A 20,124-nucleotide genomic window follows, 5' to 3' on the forward strand; every position below is an offset into this window, starting at 1 on the left:
ATCCCCCCTCCCACGCCACCCGTTCGGCGTACCGCCACACCTCCCGTGACCAGGGCGGGAAGACTCAACCCGGCGTCCAGGCAGGGGTGATGGGCCGACCCGCGGAGCCCCGGCCTCCCTTTGGGACGGCCCTCCGAAGTCTTTGCGGAACCTTGAACCGGCGCGACCCGCCCCCCACCACAGGGCAGCAGATACCCCTAGGGGGTATAGTCCCGCGTGAATCGGGGAAGCCGGACGGGAAAGAGTGAGGCCGATGCACGCGATCCTGCACGCACTGTCCATCACCGGGTCGATGACCTGGGAGATCACCTGGGCGCTGATCCTGGGATTCGCCCTCTCCGCCGTCGTCCAGGCCGTGGTGCGCCGCGCGACGATCGTGCGGCTGCTCGGTGACGACCGGCCGCGGACGCTCACGCTGGCCGCGGGGCTCGGCGCGGCGTCCTCGTCCTGTTCGTACGCGGCCGTCGCGCTGGCGCGCTCGCTGTTCCGCAAGGGCGCGAACTTCACCGCGGCGATGGCGTTCGAGATCGCCTCCACCAATCTGGTCGTCGAACTCGGCGTGATCCTGGCCCTGTTGATGGGCTGGCAGTTCACGGTCGCCGAGTTCGTCGGCGGCCCGATCATGATCGTAGTGCTGGCCGTGCTCTTCCGGATCTTTCTGCGCGAACGACTGCTGCGCGAGGCCCGGGAGCAGGCGGAGCGCGGGCTCGCCGGATCGATGGAAGGGCATGCCGCGATGGACATGTCGATCCAGACGGAGGGCTCGTTCGCGCGGCGGCTGCTCTCGCGCGACGGCTACACCTCTGTCGCACACGTGTTCGTCATGGAGTGGGCGGCGATCCTGCGCGACCTGGTGATCGGTCTGCTGATCGCGGGCGCGATCGCGGCCTGGGTGCCCGACGCGTTCTGGCAGTCCCTCTTCCTGGACGGCCATCCGCTCGCCGCGAGGCTGGTCGGCCCCCTGATCGGCCCGCTCGTGGCGATCGCCTCGTTCGTCTGCTCCATCGGGAACGTGCCGCTGGCCGTCGTGCTGTGGAAGGGCGGGATCAGCTTCGGCGGTGTGGTCGCGTTCATCTTCGCCGACCTGTTGATCCTGCCGATCCTGAACATCTACCGGAAGTACTACGGACTCCGGATGACCGGCTTCCTCCTTGTCACCTTCTACGTCGCCATGGTGTTCGCCGGATACGTCGTGGAGTTCCTCTTCGGCGGCCTCGGGCTCATCCCCGACCAGGCCGACGCGACGATCCCCATGGAGGGTGTCTCCTGGAACTACACGACCTGGCTCAACATCGTCTTCCTGCTGCTGGCGGCGGCCCTGGTGTGGCGGTTCCTGCGCACGGGCGGCCAGGCGATGCTGCGGATGATGGGCGGGGCACCGGAGCCGGAGGGCCACGGGCACGGGACTGTGGGGACGGAAGGCCACCACCACGGCGCACCTGCGCCGGGAGCCCACGGGCACGGGACTCCGGGGGCCGAAGGCCACGGGCACCACTGAACACGGCGCGCAGTTCAGATCCCGTTGGCCGATTCGCAAGGCAGCCATGATCTGCTGGCGCCCGGAAACGGCTTTTTCCCGCGGGAGGACTCGGGAGGACTGACGTATGGAGCTGCGCAGCGTCGAGGAGCTGATGGATCTGCTGCACGCCTGCCGGGGCGCCCGGGACACCCCGGGCCGTTGTGGCGGCCGAGTGGATCTGCACGACCACGCCCTACAGACCGCCGCGCTCCTGCGCCGAAGTCGTCCCGCGGACAAGGAACTCCAGGTGGCGGGCCTGGTCCACGCCGTAGGGCACCTGCTGCGGCCCGGCGACACGACCGGTCACGCCGACCTGGCGGCGGACCTGGTCCGGCCGCTGCTCGGCGCGCGGGTCTCCCGGCTCGTCGGTCTGCACGCCGGCGGATGGGCCGACGACGCGGACGCCGACGACGTGCTGAGCCTGCGCCACGCGGACGAGTCGGGCAGGGTCCCCGGTCTCGACGCCGGGGTCCTGGAGGACTGGCGCACGGTGCTGGAACTGGTGGCGGCGCAGCACTCGCGACTCGGGGCTGTCGACTGACGGTCCGTCATGAGACGGTACGCGGATGACGACGCCGTACGGGCTTGAGGGCAGGAGCGCCATCGTCACCGGGGCCTCGCGCGGGATCGGTCTCGCCGTCGCCGAGGAGCTCTCCCGGGCGGGGGCGCGGGTGTGTGTGACGGCCCGGGACCCGGACGCGGTGGGCCGGGCCGCCGCACGGCTCGGCGGCGTCGGACTCGCGGGCTCGGTGGCCGATCCGGCGCATCTGCGGGAGCTGACCGAGCTGGCGCTGCGGGAGTTCGGGCGCATCGACGTCGTGGTGAACAACGCCGCGACCAACCAGCCGTACGGCCCGCTCATGGACGCCGATCCGGACCGCTGGCGCGAGGCGTTCACGCTCAACGTGGAGGCCCCCCTGCGGTTGGTGCAGTGTGCCTGGCGGGCCTGGATGGGCGAGCACGGCGGCGCGGTCGTGAACGTGTGCACGGAGGGCGCCGGGCATGTGGGGCCGAACGTGGGGGCGTACGGCACCAGCAAGGCGGCCCTCCTCCACCTCACCCAGCAGCTCGCCGGCGAACTCGCTCCGAAGGTGCGGGTGAACTCCGTCTCCCCGGGACTCGTCCGCACCGAGATGGCCCGGTTCGTCTGGGAGAACGCCGAGGACGAGCTCGGCGCGGGGCTCCCGCTGGGCCGGATCGGCCGGCCCGAGGACATCGCGCGGGCCGTGGTCTGGCTGGCCTCGGACGCGGCCGGGTGGATCACGGGCGCCGATCTGCTGGTCGACGGTGGGACCCGGGTCCGGTCCGCTCACTCCCCCGCCGACACCGTCCACGAACGCCTGCGGACGCGCGCGCCCGACGCATAGCGGCCATGCCGGCTCCCACCGGCTCCCACCAGTTCGGGCCCGGCTGCCGCCGGAGCCCCGCAGGACGCCGCACGTCTCCGCAGGACAAAGCCTGACAGCGCGCGTTCAATGGTGACCATGGGTGTGCGGCGACGAGCGGGACACCACCGATGCGCGGCGGTGATCGCGGCCGCCGCGACCGCCCTGCTCGGCGCGGGCCACACCCCCTCCGCCGTCGCGGCGGCCCCGCCTCCCCAGCCGCCCCCGCAGCTCACCCCGGCCAAGGTGGACGACGCCGTCGGCAGACTCGACGGGATCGTGCGGGAGGCCATGAAGAAGACCGGCGTCCCCGGCGTCGCCGTGGCCGTCGTCCACAAGGGCCGCGTGGTCTATCTCAAGGGCTTCGGCGAACGTCGGGTGGGACGGTCCGGGGCCGTCGACCCGGACACCGTCTTCCAGCTCGCGTCCTTGTCCAAGCCGCTGGCCTCGACCGTCGTCGCGGGAGTCGTCGGCGGCAGGACGCTCGGCTGGGACGACCCCGTCGCGGCGCGGCTGCCCGGCTTCGCCCTCAAGGACCCCTGGGTCACGGCGCACGTCACCTACGCCGACCTCTTCTCGCACCGCAGCGGACTGCCCGACCACTCCGGTGACGTCCTCGAAGACCTCGGCTACGACCGGACGTACATCCTGGACCACCTGAAATACGAGCCGCTCGGCCCGTTCCGCGCCAGCTACGCCTACACCAACTACGGGGTCACCGCCGCGGCCCAGGCGGTCGCGAACGCGAAGGACACGTCCTGGGACAAACTCTCCCAGGACACGCTGTACGGCCCCGCCGGCATGAAGAACACCAGCTCCCGCTTCTCCGACTACGACCGGGCCAAGGACAAGGCCGTCACCCATGTGAAGAGCGCGGACGGCACCTGGCAGCCGAAGTACGTCCGGGACGCCGACGCCCAGTCGCCCGCGGGCGGCGCGAGCTCCACGGCCCGTGACATGGCCACCTGGATGCGACTGCAACTGGCGAACGGGAAGCTGGACGGCAGGCAGATCATCCCCGCCGCACCGCTGGAGCGCACCCATCTGCCCGAGATCGTCGCCCAGCCCCCACGGGCCCCGGCGGGCCGCGCGGGCTTCTACGGCCTCGGCTGGAACGTCGGCTACGACGACCAGGGCCGGCTCCGCCTCAGCCACTCCGGCGCCTTCGAACGCGGCGCCAACACCAATGTGACGATGCTGCCCGGCGAGCAGCTCGGCATCACCGTCCTGACCAACGGGGCGCCGGTGGGCCTCGCCGACTCGGTCGCGCTGAACTTCTTCGACACCGCCCAGTACGGGAAGCCCACGACGGACTGGCTGCCCCTGGTCGACCGGGTCTACCGGCAGCAGGAGCAGCAGGGCCGCTCCCCCACCGACTACGCCAGACCCCCGCGCAACGGGGCGGTGGCCCGCGCCGCCGACAGGTACACGGGCACGTACGACAACGCGTACTACGGGCCGCTGACCGTCACGGCGGCCAACGGCGAGCTCAGCATGAGCCTGGGCCCGAAGCACACGGCCTTCCGGCTCACCCACTACGACGGCGACACCTTCGCTTTCCGGACCGTCGGCGAGAACGCGACCGGGCTCTCGGGGGTGACCTTCAAGGTCGGTCCGGGTTCACCGGGGTCCGGCGGCTCGAAGGCGTCGCGGGTGACCGTCGAGGCCTGGGACCACGACGGCCTGGGCACCTTCACCCGCAGCTGAGGGCACGGTTTCACCCGTGGCCGAGCGCGCGGTCACCACTTGCCGGGCGCGTAGTCCTTCATGAAGACGCCGTACAGGTCCTCGCCCTGCTCGCCGCGCACGATCGGGTCGTACACCCGGGCCGCGCCGTCGATCAGGTCGAGGGGGGCGTGGAAGCCCGCGTCGGCGAGACGCATCTTGTCGGGGTGCGGGCGCTCGTCGGTGATCCAGCCGGTGTCGACGGCGGTCATCAGGATGCGGTCCTTCTCGAACATCTCCTGCGCGCTGGTGCGCGTGAGCATGTTCAGGGCTGCCTTGGCCATGTTGGTGTGCGGGTGGCCCGCACCCTTGTAGCCGCGGTTGAAGACGCCCTCCATGGCGGAGACGTTCACGATGTACGTGCGGTCGGCCCCGGAGGCCGCCATCGCCGCGCGCAGCCGGCTGATCAGGATGAAGGGGGCCGTCGAGTTGCAGAGCTGGACCTCGAGGAGCTCGACCGGCGTGACCTCCTCGACCGACTGGATCCAGCTGTTGGTGTCGTGGAGGTCGGGCACGAGGCCGCCCGCGTCGATGGCCGTACCGGCCGCGATCCGCTCCAGGGAGGCCGAGCCGGACACCAGGGCCAGGTCGGTGACGTCCTGTGCGGTCAGCGCGCCGCCCCCGGCGACCGGGAGCGCGGCCACCGCGCCGGAGCCGAAGGTGCCGATGACCTCGGCGGGCGGCAGCTCACCGGCGGGCAGCGGGCCGGACTCGGCGGCGAGCAGCTCGCTGTAGGCACCCGGGGAACGGCGAACGGTCTGGGCCGCGTTGTTGATCAGGATGTCCAGCGGGCCCTCGGCGGCGACCGAGTCGGCCAGGGCCACGACCTGCGCCGGGTCGCGCAGGTCGATGCCGACGATCTTCAGGCGGCCGATCCACTCGTCGCTGTCGGGCATGGCCTTGAAGCGGCGGATCGCGTCGTTCGGGAAACGCGTGGTGATGGTGGTGTGCGCGCCGTCGCGCAGCAGCCGCAGCGCGATGTACATGCCGATCTTGGCCCGGCCGCCGGTGAGCAGCGCGCGCTTGCCGGTGAGGTCGGCGCGGGCGTCGCGGCGGGCGCGGTTCTCGGCGGCGCAGTCCTGGCAGAGCTGGTGGTAGAAGTAGTCGACCTCGACGTACCGCTTCTTGCAGATGTAGCAGGAGCGCGGGCGCTGGAGTATCCCCGCGATCTCGCCGGCGTCGGTGACGGACGAGGGCAGGATGCCCTCGGTCTCGTCGTCGATGCGCTGGGCGGAACCGGTCGCGGTGGACTCGGTGACGGCCTTGTCGTGGGCGGTCTTGGCGGCCCTGCGCTCCTGACGGCGGCGCTGCTTGACCGTGCGGTAGACGCCCGCGGTGGCGCGGCGCACGGCGATGGCGTCCGGGTGGTCGACCTCGATCTTGTCGAGCTCGTCGAGCACGCTGAGGCAGACGGCCAGCCGCTCCGGGTCGATGCCCTGCCCGTAGGAGACCGCCTCCCCGTCCACGGCCGAAGCCGCCCGGTCGTCCTCAGCCGTGTCCACGGCGAGAGTCGCCTGGCCGTCCTCTGTCACCGTCATCGCGTGTGCCGTTCCTCGGGTCTCGCGCCGCGCTCGAACCGCGCTCGCTTTCGAAGGCGGAATTTTACGGAGCAAGGGGGCAAGGCGCCAAACCCGAGATGATCACCGGTGCCCGCGGGCCTTTTCAGGGGCCGCAGGCGATGATCAGCGTCTCCACCTCCTCGGTCAGCGCGCGGGCCAGCCGGTTCAGGTCCGGCACGGCCTGTGCGTCGGCGACGAGCCCGTAGTGGACCCGTCCGCGGTACGTCGACACGGCCACCGCCAGCGCCTGGCCGCGGGCCAGCGGGGCGAGCGGATAGACCTCGGTGAGCGGGCAGCCGCCGAGCTTCAGACCGAGGCTGGGCAGCGGCACACTGGTGACCAGGATGTCGAAGAGCAGCCGGGCCGCCTGGCCGACGACGGGACCACCGAGGCGGTGACCGAGCGGCGGCACATGGTCGGCGAGCAGCGCGACGGCGCCCGCTCCCCGGTTGGGTCCCGCGTCCTTGTTGGCGTCCATCGCCGTACGCACCGAACGGAGTCGGCCGAGCGGGTCCGGGTCGTCGACGGGAAGCCGTATCAGGTAACCGGAGAGCCGGTTGCCCTGCGGGTACGCGGTGCGCGGGCGGCGCCTGGAGACGGGGATCAGGGCGCGGGGCGCGACTCCCTCGCTGCTGTCGCCGCGTTCGTCGAGCCAGTTGCGCAGGGCGCCCGCGACGACGGCGATCAGGACGTCGTTGACGGTGCCGCCGACGCTCTTGCGGACGCGGTGCACATCGTCCAGGTCGAGGGCGACGCCCGCGATCCGGCGGGTGCCGGTGGGCTGCGAGGTGAGGGCGGGCGAGGAGCGGGCGCCGAGGGTGGCGCGGGCGACCGAGCCGCCGATGTCGAGGGCGCGGCCCAGGTCGGAGAGGGTTCCGCGCACCAGGTCGGGCAGTTTGCGGACGTCCGGGAAGAGTCCACGGGGCGGCTCCGCGGGACGCGGGCGGGGCTCGGGCAGGTCCAGCGGGTCCATGAGGGCGGCGGCGAGCATCAGTGCCCGCAGGCCGTCGGCCAGCGCGTGGTGGAACTTGAAGAACACCGCGAACGAGGTGCCGTCCTCGCCGGGCAGGACATGCGCCTCCCACGGGGGCCGGCCGCGCTGGAGCGGGCGTTCCATGAGCCGGCCCGCGGCAGCGGGGAAGTCCCCGGTCGGCGCGTGCAGCCGGACGTGGTCGAGGGGTTCGAAGTCGAGCGCGGGTTCCCGGGCCGCGCTCCCGAAGTGGGGCGGGAAGGCGAGGGGCTGCCAGACGTCGCGGATCCGCATGCGCAGCCCGGGCACCCCGGCCGCGCGGACCGCGAGCAGTTCGGCGGCGTGCGCGCCCGCGGTCGGCGAGTGCGCGGAGAAGACACCGAGGGCGCCGAGGTGCATCGGGTGCTGGGCGGACTCGATGTTCCAGAACGCCAGGTCGAGTGGTGCGAGGAGATCAGGAGTCAACGGCTTGCTCTCGCTTCGACGACAGGGTGAGCAAGCAGTCAAACCCCGGCAGACGATTACGGTCAAGTACGATCAAGCTACGCTCAGTTAACAGCAGATTAAGTCCCGCCCCCCGCGAAAGGGGCGGGACACAAGGGGCACGTGAGGTCGGATCAGGATAGGCGTCCCGACCGCGGCACGCGCGCCGACGCGCGGCCACGCGAAGGACCGGAAGCGCCGGGTCGCCCGAAGGACCGCGAAGGCCCTCGAAGGACCCGAGGTGTCAGGTTGCCGGGCAGCCCGTGGGGGTCGCCCGGGACGCGTCGGCGATCAACGCCTCGTGCGCCGCCCTCAACCTCCCCACGTCCGGCTTCACGACCTTGCGGTCGTAGGTGAGGAGCCCGTTCAGCTCCCCCTCCACGTCCGAGATCTGGGTGTAGACGGCGCCGTTGCCGCCCCGGCACGCGAGTGCTCGCACCTCGGCGAGGCGGGCGAGGTAGTCGTCGGTGTACGTCGACGGGTCCACGTCCACGTACGACTGCTGGACCGACCAGGCGTGCCCGGGCACGGCGAGCCCCAGACCCCCGTACTCGCCGCTGACGAGCGCGCGTCTGCCGTCGGGAGCCGGTGGCAGCGCAGGGCTCGGATAGCCGTGTTCGTCCATGATGTCGCCGGCGCCGCCGTCGGCCCCCAGGTTCAGCCCCGACATGCCGTTGACGAGCCGGGTCGGATCCCAGGCCTTGGCCTGGTCGGCGATGCGCCCTTCGTCGTACTGGCCCCAGCCCTCGTTGAAGGTCACCCACATCACGACCGACGGACTGCTGATGTGCTGGTCGATCATCAGTTTCATCTCGCGCTCGTACTCGGCGCGGGCCGCGGCGCCCGGGTTCACCCCGGCGGTCATGGCGGGCATGTCCTGCCAGACCAGCAGGCCGAGCCGGTCCGCCCAGTAGAACCAGCGGTCGGGCTCCACCTTGATGTGCTTGCGCACCGCGTTGAAGCCCATCTCCTTGTGCATGCGCAGTTCGTACGCGAGGGCCTCGTCCGTCGGCGCCGTGTACAGGCCGTCGGGCCAGAATCCCTGGTCGAGCGTGGCCATCATGAAGACGGGCTTGCCGTTGAGGACGGTGCGCGGGGTGCCGTCGACCTTCTCCACGGAGATCGAGCGCATCCCGAAGTAGCTGCCGACGCGGTCGCGCCCGACGCTCACCCTGAGGTCGTAGAGGAAGGGGTCGTCCGGCGACCAGAGGCGCGGGTGGGCGATCTTCAGGGTCAGCGGCTGTCCGGTACGGCCGGTGCCGGTGGCGACCTTCCGCCCTCCCTCGTACGCCGTCGCCGTGACCGGCAGCCCGTCGCGCACGCCCTTCGGTTCCACGGTGAGCCGGCCGCCGCCGACGTCCGGAGTGAGCTTGAGCGAGTCGACGTGGTCCGGGGCGACCGGCTCCATCCACACCGTCTGCCAGATGCCGGAGGTCGGGGTGTACCAGATCCCGCTGGGGTCGAGGCGCTGCTTGCCGAGCGGCGGGTTCTCGCCGGACGCGGCGTCGGTCGGGTCGTACACGCCGACGATCAGCTCCTGGGTGCGGCCGGGCTTCAGCGCGTCGGTGACGTCGGCGCCGAACTTGTCGTAGCCGCCCCGGTGTTCGGCGACCCTGACCCCGTTGACGTACACCTCGGACTGCCAGTCGACGCCACCGAAGTTCAGCAGGAGCCGTTGACCCGAGCCGATGTGCCAGTCGGCCGGGACGGTGAAGGTGCGGCGGTACCACATGCGGTCCTCGTGGCGTTCGACGCCGGACAGCTGGGACTCCACGGGGTACGGGACGAGGATGTGCTCGCCGAGCGTCTTCCCGACCGGGGGCTGCTCCCCCGCGGTGGCGGCGGCGAACTGCCAGCGCCCGTTGAGGTTGCGCCAGGCGTCACGCGTGAGCTGCGGGCGGGGGTATTCCGGCAGGGCGTTGTCCGGCCCGACCTCGTCGGCCCACTTCGTGCGCAGCTCGTACGTGGAGCGGTTGGGGCCGCTGCTCCAGAAGGCGCCGATCGCCTTGCCGTCCCCGGCGGCGGCGAGGCCGCCCGTGCCGTCATAGCGCAGGTCGGCGTTGCCGCGTGCAGTGCCGGTCTTGTTGCCGACGACGGGTTCCTTGAGCGTGACGAGAAGGGATCTGGGGTCGGCGGGGTCCAACTCGGCAGCACCCAGCGGCCACTTGGCGCCGCCGATCACGGCCTGGAGGTGGTCGACGACGGCGGCCGGGGGCGCGGACAGTTCCCGTGCGAAGTCGAGCCTGAGGGTGCGGCCGTCCGGCTGGACGGTGGTCGCGAGGGCGCCGTCGTAGTCGTAGCCGTCGGGCAGCAGGAACGCCGACTGCGGAATCGCCACCTTGGCGCCGCCGGGTTCGGTCCAGCGCAGATGGAGGTTGGAGCCGCCGTAGTGCTCGAAGTACTCGAGCTTGACGTCATAGGCGTGCCCCGCCGTCAGATCGACCGGCTCGGAGGTCTGCTCGCGATCCCAGTCGTCCACCCAGTGGTCGATGACGGGTCTGCCGTCGATCCAGAGGCGGAAACCGTTGTCGCCGATGATCGAGAAGGTGGTGGCTCCGCTCTTCTCCGGTACGAGTTTGCCGGTCCAGCGGACACTGACATCGTTGTCCTGGCCCGTCGCGAAGCGCAGTCGGGGTTCCAGGTCGTCGAAGTCGAGCTGCGGGTCGAAGCCCGTGGCCTTGAGTTCGTGGAAGTCGAAGGCGCCGGGTGCGGACTGGGTGTAGTAGTCGCCCTTCAGTCCGTGGACCGCGACGGGATCGTCGGCCGCGGCGGGCACGGAGGCGAGTCCCGCGGCGCCCAGGGCCGCGGCGAGCAGTAACGCGAGTCGGTTTCTGAGTCGTCCGAAACGCACGGATCCTCCTCGTTGAGGACGGGTGGGGGGACGGTGGTGAGGACGGTTGCCGGACGGGCCCGGGAGGAGCGTGGGGCGGGTGGCGCGGCTCTTGCTCGGACGGAACAACGTGGTCACCAACGACAGTTGGCATGACAACACGGGGTTCCACTTTCTGTCCAGGGACATGACAACGGCCCCGATGGGCATGGACGCACCGGGGCCGTTGTCGGTCGCCGTCGGCCGCTACGGCACGATCCGGCCCTTGCCCAGCGCGATCACCCCGCCCTTGGAGACCGTGTAGAGATCCGCGTCGCGCTCGGGGTTGACGCCGATCGTCGCGCCCGGCGGCACCTCGACGTTCTTGTCGAGAACCGCGCCGCGCACCACCGCGCCCCGCCCTATGTGGACGTTGTCGTGCAGGATCGAGCCCTGGACGACGGCTCCCGGGTCGACCACGACACCCGGCGAGAGCACGGACCGCGTGACCTGGCCCCGGATCAGACTGCCCGCGCTGACGATCGACTCGCTCGCGATGCCCCCGGCGTTGAATCTCGCCGGGGAGAGCTGCCCGGAACTGGTGTAGATGGGCCAGCTGCGGTTGTAGAGGTTGAAGGCGGGGCGTTCGGCGATCAGGTCCATGTGTGCGTCGTAGTAGGCGTCGAGGGTGCCCACGTCACGCCAGTAGCCCTGGTCGCGGGTGGTCTCGCCGGGCACGTGGTTGTCGCTGAAGTCGTAGAGCTGCGCCTCGCCGCGGTCGGTGAGCATGGGCAGAATCGATCCGCCCATGTCGTGCACCGAGTGCACGTCCTCGGCGTCCCGCTGGAGCGCCTCCACCAGAGCCTTGGTGGTGAAGATGTAGTTGCCCATCGAGGCGAAGACGCACTCGGGGTCGTCGGGCAGGCCCGGCGGGTCGGCGGGCTTCTCCAGGAAGCCCTCCACGGTCTGCCCGTCGGAGCCGGGGCTGATGACCCCGAAGGAAGACGACTCGGCGCGCGGCACCCGTATCCCGGCGACGGTCACACCCGCACCGCCCTCGATGTGTTGGGCGAGCATCTGCCGGGGGTCCATGCGGTAGACGTGATCGGCGCCGAACACCGCGATGTAGTCGGGCCGTTCGTCGTGCACGAGGTTGAGGGACTGAAGGATCGCGTCCGCGCTGCCCAGGTACCAGCGCGGGCCGAGCCGCTGCTGGGCCGGGACCGGTGTGACGTAGTTGCCGAGCAGGCTCGACATCCGCCAGGTCGTCGTGACATGGCGGTCCAGGGAGTGCGACTTGTACTGCGTCAGGACGCAGATGCGCAGGATGTCGGCGTTGACGAGATTGGAGAGTACGAAGTCCACCAGGCGGTACGTCCCGCCGAAGGTGACCGCGGGTTTCGCGCGGTCCGCGGTGAGGGGCATGAGCCGTTTGCCCTCTCCACCCGCAAGTACGATTCCCAGTACCGAAGGTCCCTCCCCAAGGTCTCGGCTCCGCTCGACCAGGGGATACCCCATTCGCCGCATGCCGCCGCCCCTCTAAGCCCCGTCGAGCCGCGCCCGCTGTGCCGGGCCGGCCCCGTCACTGAAGTACACCTGTCAGATGGTTACCCCGGTTTGAGGACTTCCTCGTAAAGCTGGACGGTCCGGCGGGCCACCGCGTCCCATCCGAACTCCCGTACCGCGCGCTCCCGTCCGGCCTCACCCATCCGCCGGGCGGCCATGGGATCGGCGAGCACGGAGTCGAGGGCGAGCGCCAGACCGGCCTCGAAGTTCTCCTCGACCGGCACCAGAACACCCGTCACGCCGTCCTCGACCACCTCGGGTATCCCACCGACCCGCGACGCCACCACGGCCGTCCCACAGGCCATCGCCTCCAGGTTGACGATGCCGAGCGGCTCGTACACCGAGGGGCAGACGAAGACGGCGGCGTGCGTGAGGAGTTGGACGACGTCGGGGCGGGGCAGCATCTGCGGGATCCAGTGCAGGCCCTGGCGTACGGCACTCAGTTCCTGGAAAAGATCACGGAACTCCCGGTCGATCTCGGGGGTGTCGGGGGCGCCCGCGCACAGCACCACCTGCACGGCCGGGTCCAGGTCCCGTACCGCGCGCAGCAGGTGGGGCACGCCCTTCTGGCGGGTGATGCGGCCGACGAACAGGACATAGGGGCGGGCGGTGTCGATGCCGATGCGCTCCAGGACGTCCGTGCCGTGGTCCGGGCGGTAGAGGGCGGTGTCGATGCCGTTGTGCACGACACGCACCTTGGCCGGGTCCAGGGCCGGGTAGCAGGTGAGGATGTCCTCGCGCATGGCGCCGGACACGGCGATGACGGCGTCGGCGGCCTCGACGGCGGTGCGCTCGGCCCAGCTGGACAGGGCGTAGCCGCCGCCGAGCTGCTCGGCCTTCCAGGGGCGCAGCGGCTCCAGGGAGTGGGCTGTCATGACGTGCGGGATGCCGTACAGGAGCTTGCCGAAGTGGCCGGCGAGGTTGGCGTACCAGGTGTGCGAGTGGACGAGTTCGCGGCCTTCGAGGGCGGCGGCCATGGCGAGGTCCACGGAGAAGGTGCGCAGCGCGTCGTTGGCGCCGTCGAGCGAGGACCAGGACCGGTGGCGCACGACGCCGCCCGCGGCGCCCTCGCCCCAGCAGTGCACGTCCAGGTCCGTGAGGGTCCGCAACTCCCGGGCGAGGAACTCGACATGGACGCCCGCGCCGCCGTACACGTCCGGCGGGTACTCCCGGGTCAGCAGTCCCACTCGCACGCAGAGCCCCCCGTCGTACCGGATACCGGCTGGTGCCTTTCATGGTCACCCAGAAGGGACGCTTGGGGAAGACCGCGGTGCTCAGCGGCGGCCCGGAGCCCCGCCCGGCGGGCGGTCGAAGCAGCAGTCGCCGCACAGCCCGCCGCCGGGGAGCCGGTAGTAGAGGCAGCAGCTGCGGCGGCGGAGGGTACGGGGGTCGACGGTCCCGGACAGGTCGGGATGCGTGAACAGGTCGGCGGTGAGGGCGCGGGCCCGGTCGGCCACGTCCGTACGGCCGTTCGCCTCGGCCCAGCGGTGCAGCTGGCGCCAGGCACCCGCGAGTGCCGAGCCCGCGTTCCCCCACAACAGGCCCTCCGACATGCGGTGTCGGGTGCGCAGAGCCGCCGCCAGCGGGGCGAGGTGGCCGTCCCGTACGACCTCTCCGATCGCCGCCGCCGGCAGGGCGCGTACCTCGGACAGCCACAGGTCGTCCGGAGCGCTGCCGTCCGGATCCCACCGCAGCAGCCCCGGGGCGAGGTCCGGCAGCTGCCCGTACAGCGCGGCGGCGCCGAGCGAGACCGACCACAGACGGGCCGCGAGGCCCTGCTGCGCCACCGAGACCGCGATCCGGGGCTCGGGAGCCCGCAGACTCACCGCGACCTTCCGGACACGAAAATTCAGAGGATCCGACCAGACATCTCTGGGATCATCGTCCCGGGGAGACGCGTACGCCTGTGCGAGCGTCGGCAGCGGGGCACCCGGCGGTACGCCGGTGTGTAGTACGAAGAAGCCGCTGAGCGAGCCGAGCGCCGCGAGTTCCGGGTCGAGGTCCACGAACAGCAGTAGTACCAAGCCCCCTAGGGGTTCTCACCGGAGGGTCTCCCTCTCATGTCGCCCACCCAGGGGAGGACATGGGGCGAGTCGTACTCCATCGGCAGTACTACTCATTGCCTGCTCAGGTACGACGACGTGAACGGATGCGCGAGGCATCGTAGTGGGTATGAAGGCCGATCGTTCGCCGCGCCGGGCACAGCGCCCCCGCCGCACGCAGAGGAGGGACTCATGAGCGCGCTCGCGCTGTCCGTCCTGCTCTCGTTCGTCTCCGCCGTTGCGTACGCGGGCGGCGCGATCGTCCAGGAGCAGGTCGCGCTGACCTCTCCCGACCAGACGTACGCGCCGTTGCGCCGCCCCGGCTGGTGGGCGGCGGTCGCCCTGAGCGGCGTCGGCGGGGTGCTGCACGTGGTGGCGCTCGCCTACGGCCCGCTGAGCCTGGTGCAGCCGCTGGGCGCGCTGACCATCGTGTTCGCGCTCCCCATGGCGGCCGTCTTCGTCGGCCGCAAGGCCGGAGCGACCGCCTGGCGTGGCGCGATCATGGCCACGGTGGGCCTCGCGGTCCTGCTCGCCCTGGTCGGCTCGGCCGACTCGCAGTCCCTGAGCGACACCCAGATCACGGTGCTTGCCGTGGTGTCGGGAGGCGCGGTGGCGGCCTTCATGGTGGCGGGCCGCGCCGCGCACCGGCACCCGGCCGTGCGCAGCGTGATGCTCGCGGTGGGGTCCGGCATAGCCTTCAGCATGTCCTCGGTGTTCACCAAGACCGTCGCGGTGGACTGGTCGCACCAGGTCTCGCTCGCCGACCTGCCGAGCCTCGTCCTCATAGGTGTCTTCGCGACGGCCGGGATGCTGCTGTCGCAGGCCTCCTACCGGGGCGGCGGTCTCGCGGCGCCGCTGGCCACACTGACGGTCGTCAACCCCGTCGTGGCGGCCGCCGTCGGCATCACGATGTTCGGCGAGACCTTCCGCTACGGCGAGACGGGCACCGTGCTCGCGCTGGCCTGCGGAGTCGTCGCGGCGGGCGGTCTGATCCTGCTCACGACCGAGCAGATCGGCAGCGCCCGGAGCACCGCGGAGGTCGTCGCACCCACCGCCGCGGAGACCGAGCCCGCGCCGGAAGCGGCCACGCCGGACTCCGCGTTGGAGGCGCTGCTGCTCGCGGCGCTGCCCGAGCAGTCCACGGGACCGGGCCACGAGGACGAGCCGGCCAAGAGCCGCGGAGAGGCGTTCGGCGCGGGATTCGAGGAGGCGTTCGACGCCGAGCTCGGAGACGGAATCGGCGCGGGGCTCGGAAGCGGACTCGGAGCCGGGCTCGGGGAGGCGTTCGACATCGGGCTCGGGAACGGACTCGGAGGCGGGCTCGGAGAGGGGTTCGACAGCGGGCTCGGAGACGGATTCGGCGCGGGGCTCGGAAACGGACTTGGCGTGGACCGCGACGGCGAGGACGTCTTCGTACCGGCTCCGGCGATGGTGGGGGCCGCGGAGAGCGCGCCCGACCCGGCCGACTCACCCGAGCCGTCCGAGGAGGACGCGCCGCCCGCGCTGGCCTATTTCGGCCCCCTGTGCGGGCCCTACGTAGTGGCGACGCCTCTGCTGGACCACCACCACCGCACGCGCGTCAAATCCTGACGCCGCCCGCCCTCAGGTAGGCGACCGGGTCGATGTCCGTGCCGAAACCGGGCCCCGTCCGCACCTCGAAGTGCAGATGCGGGCCCGTGCTGTTGCCCGTGGAACCGGAGCGGCCGAGGCGCTGGCCGCCCACCACGCTCTGCCCGTCCTTCACCGAGATCGCCGACAGATGGGCGTACTGGGTGTAGCGGCCGTCGGTGTGCCGGATCACCACCTGGTAGCCGAACGAGCCGCCCCAGCCCGCGCTGACGACCTGCCCCGCGGCGACCGCCTTCACGGAGGTGCCGGTGGGCACCGGGAAGTCGACGCCCGTGTGGTAGCCCTTCGACCAAGAGGCACCGGCGGCGCGGTAGGGCGTGCCGGTCGCGGCGTGCACGGGGGCGACGAGCGTGTCGGACTTCTTGGCGGTGTCCGAGGAGGTCTGGTGCGGGGACGTCTTGTGCGGGGACGATCTGTGCGTGGACGTCTTGTCGGGGGTCTTCTGCTTCTTCGGCGCGGACGAGGGGGTGCTCCCGGTGTGCGCCGGGGTCTGGCCCTTGCCCCGCAGGTTCAGCCGCTGGCCCGGCAGGATCAGATCCGGGTCGGAGCCGACGGTGCTGCGGTTCGCGTCGTACAACCGCTGCCAACCGCCCGGGACGTGGCGGGATCCCGCGATGCCGGAGAGCGTGTCTCCGTGCACGACGGTGTACATCTCGGCGGTGCCGGCCCGCGACTGGGGTGTGGTCTGCGGCTGGACGTCGCGCACGGAGCGCTTGGTGGTCTGGGGCGAGGTGTCCGACCTGGTGCCGGTCCGCTCGGCGGCCGGGGTGATGTCGGGGGTGTCCCCGCCCCGCGTGAGACCGGCGCGCACCGAGCAGACCGGCCAGGCACCGGGTCCCTGGCCCTTGAGCACCTTCTCGGCGATGGCGATCTGCTGGTCCTTGGTGGCCTGATCCGCGCGCGGGGCGTAGACCTGCCCCCCGTACGCCTCCCAGGTGGACTGGGTGAACTGCAGTCCGCCGTAGTAGCCGTTGCCGGTGTTGATGCTCCAGTTGTCCGTGGACTCGCAGGCGGCGACCTTGTTCCAGGTGTCCACGTCGGCCGCGTGCGCGACGCCGGTGCCGATCAGCGGGAGTGCCATTCCGGCGCCGCCCGCCGTGACGGTGAGTGAGGCGCGGTTGATCCTGTTCGGCTGATACCGGCGGTGCCGGCCGCGTACGGCCATGTGGGAGCCCCCTCGACATGCGTCAGGAGCGGCAAAAGTAAGCGCTGCGAACAGGCCATGACAAGAGCGCAATCGGCCGTGCTGTGCGCCCCGGGCGCCGCTCCCTCGCCCGGAGAGGCAGCGGGTCGTTCTTCTGCGTACACGTCTCCGACACGTCAGGATGGCCGGAGGAGTACTGACGAACGGGCACGGCAGGATCACCGGCAGTACTGATACCGACCGATACCGACTGATACCGATGAATACCAAGACCTCTTACCGGATCTCTTAGGAGCCAACCGTATGAGCAACTCAGCCCAGATCGGCGTCACGGGTCTCGCGGTCATGGGGCGCAATCTCGCCCGTAACTTCGCCCGCAACGGCTACACGGTCGCCCTGCACAACAGGACCGTGGCCCGGACGCATGCGCTGGTGGAGGAATTCGGCCACGAGGGCGACTTCGTGGCGACGGAGACCGCGAAGGAGTTCGTCGAGGCACTGGAGCGGCCGCGACGTCTGATGATCATGGTGAAGGCCGGTGAGCCGACCGACGCGGTGATCCAGGAGTTCGCCCCGCTCCTTGAGCCCGGCGACATGATCATCGACGGTGGCAACGCGCACTTCGAGGACACCCGGCGCCGGGAGCGCGACCTGCGGGGCCAGGGCATCCACTTCGTCGGCACGGGCGTGTCCGGCGGCGAGGAGGGCGCGCTGAACGGGCCGAGCATCATGCCGGGCGGCTCGAAGGAGTCGTACGCGTCGCTCGGTCCGATGCTGGAGAAGATCTCCGCGAAGGCGCCGGACGGCTCGCCCTGCGTGACCCACTGCGGTCCCGACGGCGCCGGGCACTTCGTGAAGATGGTGCACAACGGCATCGAGTACGCAGACATGCAGCTGATCGGCGAGGCCTACCAGTTGCTGCGGGATGTCGCCGGGTACTCCCCCGCGCAGATCGCCGACATCTTCCGCACCTGGAACACCGGCCGGCTCGACTCCTACCTGATCGAGATCACGGCGGAGGTCCTGTCGCACGTGGACGCGGCGACGGGCAAGCCGTTCGTGGACGTGGTCCAGGACCGCGCGGAGCAGAAGGGCACGGGCCGCTGGACCGTACAGATCGCGCTGGACCTGGGCGTTCCGGTGTCCGGCATCGCGGAGGCGGTCTTCGCCCGCTCGCTGTCCGGGCACGCCGACCTGCGCGCCGCCTCCCGCGAGCTCGCGGGCCCCAAGGCGAAGCCGCTCGGGGAGTCCGAGGCGTCGGCCTTCGCGGACCGGGTGGAACAGGCGCTGTACGCCTCGAAGATCGTGTCGTACACGCAGGGCTTCCACGAGATCAGCGCGGGCAGCGACCAGTACGACTGGGACATCGACCTCGGTGCCGTCTCCGCGATCTGGCGCGGCGGCTGCATCATCCGGGCGGTATTCCTGGACCGGATCCGCGCCGCGTACGACGCCCGGCCCGATCTGCCGAGCCTGCTGTCCGACGAGACGTTCGCGCAAGAGATCGCGGCGGCGCAGGACGACTGGCGTGAGGTCCTGGTGGCCGCCACCCGCCAGGGCGTGCCCGCACCCGGCTTCTCCGCGGCCCTCGCCTACTACGACGCGCTGCGCGCCGACCGGCTGCCCGCCGCCCTGACGCAGGGGCAGCGGGACTTCTTCGGGGCACACACCTACCGGCGCGTCGACCGGGAGGGCTCGTTCCACACGCTGTGGGGCGGCGACCGGTCGGAGGTCGAGGCGTAGGCAGACGTAGCGGTACCGGGCGTACGGGTACCGGGCGTACGGGTACTCCGCGCCACCGAGGCCGTCACATCCCTGGAACCCGGGGCGTGACGGCCTCTGCCGTTCACCCGTTCACCCGTTCACCCGTTCACTCGGCTGTTCACGTGAGCGGGGGTCCCGGTTCGGGGTTCGGTACCGGCTCGGGGCCCGGCGGCACCGGGCCCGGGCTCGGCGGGGTCGGCTCGGGCCCCGGCGGCTTCGGCACCGGGGTCGGCGGAGGGGTGGGCTTCGGTGGAGGGTGAGGGCCCGGATCCGGGGTCGGGTCCGGGAAGGGGTGGGGGTCTGGGAAGGGCTGCGGGCGGTCGGGGCCCGGCCCGGGCGTGGGACCCGGTTGCACCGGATCGGGATTCGGATGCGTCATGGTGTCCTCCAGCCAGTCGATACGTCGGCCCTGGACTTGTCCCACGCGTACCCGGCCACCGCTCCCCCAGTCACCCCGTCGCGCGGGGCGCGCGGACCAGTTGGACCAGACGGACCCGGCCGTTCCACCGGTGGAGCGTCTATCCGTGGCGCACCGCGTCCGCGCCGGCCGCGAGCCCGGGGCGGGGGCTGGACAGTACCGGGACCGCGGTCGTGGTCAGCCGCTGGGCCGGGGTCATGGATGCCTGGGCGAGGACGATCGCGTCGGCGTCGGTGACCGAGTCGGCGGCCGCCGCCACGCTGCGGACGTACCCGTCGGTGTCGCCCGCCTCGAAACGGGCCCAGGCCCCGTCGACCAGCAACGTACGGACCTGTACGGAGCGCCCGGCGGTGCGGGCCTCCTCCTCGACGAGGGCGACCGTCGGCTCCAAGGTGCTCTCCGATGTCGCGACGACCATCACACGGGGGCCCGCGGCGACCGCGGCGGCGGCCATCGGGCGGTCCACCCGCAGCACGGGTACCCCGGCGCCCGCCTCCTCGGCGACGGCGCCGATGGTCGAGCAGGTGCACAGCACGGCACGCGCCCCGTCGGCGACAGCCCGGTCGAGGGCCGCCCGCACCTCGCCGGCCACCGCGGCCGGGCCCTCGCGCCGGGCGCGGGCCAACAGTTCCTCGTCCACCATGTGCCGCAGTTCCAGCCCCTGGTGGTCCTCGTCGCGCAGCGCGTCGAAGACGGGGATGTGCAGGGGCGAGGTGTGCAGCAGGGCGAGCGGACCCGATCGGTTCATCAGAAGCGCCCGGGGTGCGCCTCGAGCCACTCCATCGCCGCCCCGAGCAGCTCCGGGTCGGCCGCCGGAGCCTCCTCGGGGTGGCGCGCCGCCCACTTCACGACGTACGGGCACAGGGGTGCGACCACGATGCCCTCGCGCGCGGCGATGCCGTACAGCTCACGGGCGAGGGAGCCCGCGATGCCCTTCCCCTCGTGCGCGGGCTCCACGATGGTGTGCACGGGGACGAGGGCGCGTGCGGGGGCCTCGAGGACGAAGTACTCGATGTGACCGACCACTTCGTCCCCGGCGATCGCCTCGAGGCGGCCGCCCGCACGGTCGTCGCGGATCTCTGTGTCGCTCATGGGCAACTCCTCGCGTCCT

The 20,124-nt window shown here is 71.5% G+C and carries 15 protein-coding genes; 6 read left to right on the forward strand and 9 right to left on the reverse strand.

The window, feature by feature from the left end:
- Window positions 1–253: 253 nt before the first annotated feature.
- The 4 genes from ACZ7M2_RS23925 (at window position 254) to ACZ7M2_RS23940 (ending at window position 4,611) form a co-directional block, all read left to right on the forward strand.
- Window positions 254–1,498 (forward strand): permease, encoded by a 1,245-nt coding sequence (locus ACZ7M2_RS23925; RefSeq protein ID WP_471596963.1) that lies wholly within the window; start codon window positions 254–256, stop codon window positions 1,496–1,498.
- 106 nt (window positions 1,499–1,604) lie between these two features.
- The gene (locus ACZ7M2_RS23930; protein WP_471596964.1) at window positions 1,605–2,060 is read left to right on the forward strand and encodes a hypothetical protein; all 456 of its coding nucleotides are present in this window, start codon (window positions 1,605–1,607) and stop codon (window positions 2,058–2,060) included.
- Between the two features lie 25 nt (window positions 2,061–2,085).
- A complete protein-coding gene (locus ACZ7M2_RS23935) occupies window positions 2,086–2,886 on the forward strand; it encodes an SDR family oxidoreductase (RefSeq protein ID WP_471596965.1) in 801 nt (266 codons plus the stop codon).
- Between the two features lie 117 nt (window positions 2,887–3,003).
- The gene (locus ACZ7M2_RS23940) at window positions 3,004–4,611 is read left to right on the forward strand and encodes a serine hydrolase (RefSeq protein WP_471596966.1); all 1,608 of its coding nucleotides are present in this window, start codon (window positions 3,004–3,006) and stop codon (window positions 4,609–4,611) included.
- Between the two features lie 32 nt (window positions 4,612–4,643).
- On the opposite strand, the gene ACZ7M2_RS23945 is transcribed toward ACZ7M2_RS23940, so the two are convergent.
- From ACZ7M2_RS23945 to ACZ7M2_RS23970, 6 genes are all read right to left on the reverse strand, one after another.
- Window positions 4,644–6,167, reverse strand: a complete 1,524-nt coding sequence (locus ACZ7M2_RS23945) for an SDR family NAD(P)-dependent oxidoreductase (RefSeq protein ID WP_471596967.1) — start codon at window positions 6,165–6,167, stop codon at window positions 4,644–4,646.
- 124 nt (window positions 6,168–6,291) lie between these two features.
- Window positions 6,292–7,623, reverse strand: coding sequence for a wax ester/triacylglycerol synthase family O-acyltransferase (locus ACZ7M2_RS23950; RefSeq protein WP_471596968.1), 1,332 nt, complete (start codon window positions 7,621–7,623; stop codon window positions 6,292–6,294).
- Window positions 7,624–7,885: 262 nt separating this feature from the next.
- Window positions 7,886–10,492, reverse strand: coding sequence for a PA14 domain-containing protein (locus tag ACZ7M2_RS23955; protein WP_471596969.1), 2,607 nt, complete (start codon window positions 10,490–10,492; stop codon window positions 7,886–7,888).
- Between the two features lie 225 nt (window positions 10,493–10,717).
- Entirely contained in the window at window positions 10,718–11,968 is a 1,251-nt protein-coding gene (gene glgC / locus ACZ7M2_RS23960; RefSeq protein WP_471597024.1) for a glucose-1-phosphate adenylyltransferase, read from the reverse strand.
- Window positions 11,969–12,057: 89 nt separating this feature from the next.
- Window positions 12,058–13,209 carry a glycogen synthase gene (gene glgA, locus ACZ7M2_RS23965; protein ID WP_471596970.1) on the reverse strand — a complete coding sequence of 384 codons (1,152 nt, stop codon included), beginning with the start codon at window positions 13,207–13,209 and terminating at the stop codon, window positions 12,058–12,060.
- A gap of 81 nt (window positions 13,210–13,290) precedes the next feature.
- Window positions 13,291–14,040 (reverse strand): (2Fe-2S)-binding protein, encoded by a 750-nt coding sequence (locus ACZ7M2_RS23970; RefSeq protein WP_471596971.1) that lies wholly within the window; start codon window positions 14,038–14,040, stop codon window positions 13,291–13,293.
- 210 nt (window positions 14,041–14,250) lie between these two features.
- Between ACZ7M2_RS23970 and ACZ7M2_RS23975 the strand changes: the two genes are divergently transcribed.
- A complete protein-coding gene (locus ACZ7M2_RS23975; protein ID WP_471596972.1) occupies window positions 14,251–15,648 on the forward strand; it encodes a DMT family transporter in 1,398 nt (465 codons plus the stop codon).
- Here ACZ7M2_RS23975 and ACZ7M2_RS23980 read toward each other — a convergent pair.
- Window positions 15,638–16,852 (reverse strand): transglycosylase family protein, encoded by a 1,215-nt coding sequence (locus tag ACZ7M2_RS23980; protein ID WP_471596973.1) that lies wholly within the window; start codon window positions 16,850–16,852, stop codon window positions 15,638–15,640. The two genes, ACZ7M2_RS23975 and ACZ7M2_RS23980, sit on opposite strands and share 11 nt — an antisense overlap.
- Window positions 16,853–17,134: 282 nt before the next feature.
- Between ACZ7M2_RS23980 and gndA the strand changes: the two genes are divergently transcribed.
- Complete coding sequence (gene gndA, locus ACZ7M2_RS23985; protein ID WP_471596974.1) at window positions 17,135–18,574, forward strand: NADP-dependent phosphogluconate dehydrogenase; 1,440 nt, start codon at window positions 17,135–17,137, stop codon at window positions 18,572–18,574.
- 539 nt (window positions 18,575–19,113) lie between these two features.
- Here the strand turns inward: gndA and ACZ7M2_RS23990 are convergent.
- Together ACZ7M2_RS23990 and ACZ7M2_RS23995 are read right to left on the reverse strand one after the other, a co-directional pair.
- Window positions 19,114–19,761, reverse strand: a complete 648-nt coding sequence (locus ACZ7M2_RS23990; RefSeq protein ID WP_471596975.1) for an aspartate/glutamate racemase family protein — start codon at window positions 19,759–19,761, stop codon at window positions 19,114–19,116.
- A complete protein-coding gene (locus ACZ7M2_RS23995) occupies window positions 19,761–20,105 on the reverse strand; it encodes a GNAT family N-acetyltransferase (protein ID WP_471596976.1) in 345 nt (114 codons plus the stop codon). Before ACZ7M2_RS23995 ends, ACZ7M2_RS23990 begins: the two co-directional genes overlap by 1 nt.
- Window positions 20,106–20,124 lie beyond the last annotated feature (19 nt).

This window comes from Streptomyces sp. NPDC111507 (assembly GCF_055638955.1).

What these genes read in the sequence shown, in the direction of transcription:
- ACZ7M2_RS23935 (WP_471596965.1), top strand. Translation starts at nt 2,086, where the DNA reads ATGACGACGCCGTACGGGCTTGAGGGCAGGAGCGCCATCGTCACCGGG.
- ACZ7M2_RS23925 (WP_471596963.1), top strand. Translation starts at nt 254, where the DNA reads ATGCACGCGATCCTGCACGCACTGTCCATCACCGGGTCGATGACCTGG.
- ACZ7M2_RS23975 (WP_471596972.1), top strand. Translation starts at nt 14,251, where the DNA reads ATGAGCGCGCTCGCGCTGTCCGTCCTGCTCTCGTTCGTCTCCGCCGTT.
- gndA (WP_471596974.1), top strand. Translation starts at nt 17,135, where the DNA reads ATGAGCAACTCAGCCCAGATCGGCGTCACGGGTCTCGCGGTCATGGGG.
- ACZ7M2_RS23995 (WP_471596976.1), bottom strand. Translation starts at nt 20,105, where the DNA reads ATGAGCGACACAGAGATCCGCGACGACCGTGCGGGCGGCCGCCTCGAG.
- ACZ7M2_RS23930 (WP_471596964.1), top strand. Translation starts at nt 1,605, where the DNA reads ATGGAGCTGCGCAGCGTCGAGGAGCTGATGGATCTGCTGCACGCCTGC.
- ACZ7M2_RS23940 (WP_471596966.1), top strand. Translation starts at nt 3,004, where the DNA reads ATGGGTGTGCGGCGACGAGCGGGACACCACCGATGCGCGGCGGTGATC.
- ACZ7M2_RS23990 (WP_471596975.1), bottom strand. Translation starts at nt 19,761, where the DNA reads ATGAACCGATCGGGTCCGCTCGCCCTGCTGCACACCTCGCCCCTGCAC.
- glgC (WP_471597024.1), bottom strand. Translation starts at nt 11,968, where the DNA reads ATGGGGTATCCCCTGGTCGAGCGGAGCCGAGACCTTGGGGAGGGACCT.
- ACZ7M2_RS23945 (WP_471596967.1), bottom strand. Translation starts at nt 6,167, where the DNA reads ATGACGGTGACAGAGGACGGCCAGGCGACTCTCGCCGTGGACACGGCT.
- ACZ7M2_RS23980 (WP_471596973.1), bottom strand. Translation starts at nt 16,852, where the DNA reads ATGGCCGTACGCGGCCGGCACCGCCGGTATCAGCCGAACAGGATCAAC.